The organism is Ilumatobacter sp., assembly GCF_041688325.1.
Taxonomy (GTDB): domain Bacteria; phylum Actinomycetota; class Acidimicrobiia; order Acidimicrobiales; family Ilumatobacteraceae; genus Ilumatobacter_A.
On the sequence record NZ_JBDNIJ010000178.1, the window covers coordinates 1 to 3,059 of the forward strand.

General features: G+C 62.6%; 1 protein-coding gene and 1 pseudogene. Both read left to right on the forward strand.

Translation table 11 applies throughout. From position 1 onward, the window contains the following. A pseudogene (locus ACH2EI_RS11160) lies at positions 1–2,024 on the forward strand (hypothetical protein); the annotation flags it as partial. Beyond that, positions 2,021–2,884, forward strand: a complete 864-nt coding sequence (locus tag ACH2EI_RS11165; RefSeq protein ID WP_395155458.1) for a DegV family protein — start codon at positions 2,021–2,023, stop codon at positions 2,882–2,884. The pseudogene ACH2EI_RS11160 and the gene ACH2EI_RS11165, both read left to right, overlap by 4 nt. Positions 2,885–3,059: the final 175 nt, after the last annotated feature.

A 3,059-nucleotide genomic window follows, 5' to 3' on the forward strand; every position in this document is an offset into this window, starting at 1 on the left:
CAACCAGCACGACAACCAGCACGACAACCAGCACGACAACCAGCACGATGCCGGCGACCAGTCCGGTGAACGCTGGCCCAATCGACCCAGCGACGCCACCCGAGACCACCAGACCAGCCACCACTACATCGCCAACGACAACGACCACCACCACTGTTGCGCCCGTCCCCGAGCTGACCGTCGACATCGCCAACTTCGAACCCATCACCAGTGTTGACAGCTCCGTCTTCGATCAGATTCTCGGCCAAGGTGCGCAGCCGGGCGCGTTCCGCAACAACATCGATGGCGTCCGGTTCGCCGACGCTCGCAACAACATCAAAGTCGTCACGCCCACCGAAGCGATCCTCACCCTCGACATACCGACCGACACCGGCGGCGACGAGGTGCTAAGCGGGCCAGACAGCCTCGAGTTCCCAGACCCTGGATTCACACCGATACGAATGCAGCTCCTGATCGACGACGACCTCGTCGCCACTCACGGCACAATCATCGAACGCCAGCCGGGCAGTAATGAGACCCAACGTCCAGCCGAACCCGTCACACTGGGCTTGGTCGCAGAAGTCAGCCGGTCCAATGGGTCACTGACCGACGCACAGGCCACGCAGGATGAAATCGTCACCCTCGTCGGCGTCGCTGCACAGCTCACTCCTCCCATCCTCGCTGCCGTGCCACCTGGTGCGGTCTCCGCGCTTGCCGATCCGGAAGCGGCCGCGGCGGCGTTCGACAACGACGAGATCACCACCCACACCGACGTCGAGCTTGACGTGTCATCAGCCGTCGCAGCAGGCGTCCCCGACGTCTTCACCCGGGCCTTGAACGCTGGCGAAGAAATCGTCACCGACGTCTTGCGTCAGACACCGACTCGCGTCGTGTGGATTGCTTCGACACCGCTCAGCAGTGGCGGTGCACAGCTGCTTCGCGATCTCGGCGTCCGGTACGTGGTGATGACGCCTGAGCTGTACGCAACAACTATTTCTGAAAACATTCCCGACACAGACCGGCTTGTCGAGCTCCCGCTTCCCGACGGCCGCATCATGCCGGTCCTGCTGGTCGACCCACTCGGTGCATCGTTGACCACAGAAGTTGGCGACGCCGTTCTCGCTGAACAGACAGCCGTCGAATGGGCCGTGCGGATGGCCACCGAGTTGGTTCTCGACCACCGAGAAAACGGCCGCAACGTCCGCCGGACGCGGCTCCTCGCCGGGCCTGACCTCACTGCACCCGATCCGCGACTCATCAACGCGCTCGCCGACATCGCCGAGCTGACACCCGACCTTCGTTTTGCTGCACCGTCGACGCTGATCGGCTCGACTGACGTACAACGACTCCAGTCAAGCGACATCACGTTCCCAGACGTCGCAGGACCAGATCTCACTGCACGGCTGCAGCGCATCAACGACGCCAAGCTGTCGCTGACCAGCGTCGGATCGATGCTGGCGGCCAACGGCGGACGGACCGCTGATTGGTTCGAGGCACTCGATCGCCTCGTCTCGACATCGGTCGACGACAGCGCGGCCAACGCCCAGATCGACGAAGTACTCGAAGAAGCCAGTCGTATTCGGACCGCTGTCGTCCTGCCCGATCCGTTCACCTTCACGCTGACGGGCAACGCCGACGCGATCACTATTCGGCTCGGGAACACCAGCAACGAACCGCTCACCGTCATCTTGCAGATGTCGTCGTCGAAACTCACCTTTCCGGACAACGATCAGTTGATCACCCTGCGCCCGAACGACAGCACAGACATCCGGGTGCCGGTCCGAGCTCGCTCAAACGGAACCTCAGCCGTCAGCGTCGCATTACTCACCCCACTCGGCGACCCACTTGGTGAACCAGTGGTATTGACGTCACGCGTGAATGCACTCACTGGGCTCGGCCAAGTACTCACGGGAGCATTCATCATCATGCTGGGCACCTGGTGGTTCGCGAACTGGCGCAAACGGCGCGGTGCCAATCAAGATGCTGGTGACGGTACTACTGGCGAAGATGCTGACGCCCAGGCCACTAACCTTTCTTCTTCGTGAGCGCGCCAACAAACATCGTTCGTATCGTCACCGACAGCTCGTGTGACCTGCCCCAGGAAATCGCCGACGAACTCGGCATCGTGATCGTGCCGCTCAGCATCCGCTTCGGCGACGAAGAGTTGATCGACCGCGAAGAACTCACGGTCGCCGAGTTCTGGAGCCGGTGCGCCGGATCAGACACGCTGCCTGAAACCGCAGCACCCGCACCCGGCCAGTTCGAGACCGCGTACCGACGGCTCAAAGACGAAGGTGCGGCCGGTGTGCTTGTTGTCTCACTGTCAGGCGCCCTCTCGGCCACTCTGCAGAGCGCAGAACTCGCTGCACGTTCCATCGCCAGCGATGATTCGATCGACTTCGACGTCCGCGTCGTCGACAGCCGCACCGTTACCCTCGGCCTCGGCACCATTGCTCTCGCCTGTGCACGCGCCGGACGCGCCGGCGGATCGATCGAGGACATCGAAGCACTTGCCACCGACCTCGCCCAGCGCACCCGGGTGTTTGGTGCACTCGACACGCTCGAGAACTTGAAGAAGGGTGGCCGCGTCGGCAACGCGAAGGCGATGCTCGCCACTGCCCTGTCGATCAAGCCAATCATCGAAGTCGCAGGTGGCATCGTCGAAGAAGCGGGCAAACAGCGCACCCGGACGAAGGCGCTCAAGTACCTTGTCGACAAGGTAAAAAGCTTCGATGGCAAGCTCGAGAACCTGGCCGTACTCCACGCCGACTGCAGCGACGTCGACATGTTCGTCGACATGCTCACCCCGCACTACGACGGCGACATCGTCATCGGCGAAATCGGCCCAGTGATCGGCACCCACGGGGGTCGGGGCACGATCGGCGTGGCGTTCCACGAACTCTAGATTTCTTTCGGGTTTCGGCCCTCGGCTCGCAACCCCCACCCCCCCCCCCTTACCACCGCACCACCGCACCACCGCACCACCGCACCACCGCACCACCGCACCAGGTTTTGTGTGAGCGATTGCGGCGTCGTTGGCCACTGTTCCTCACACAGAACTGGTTTTCCACTTTTGTGTG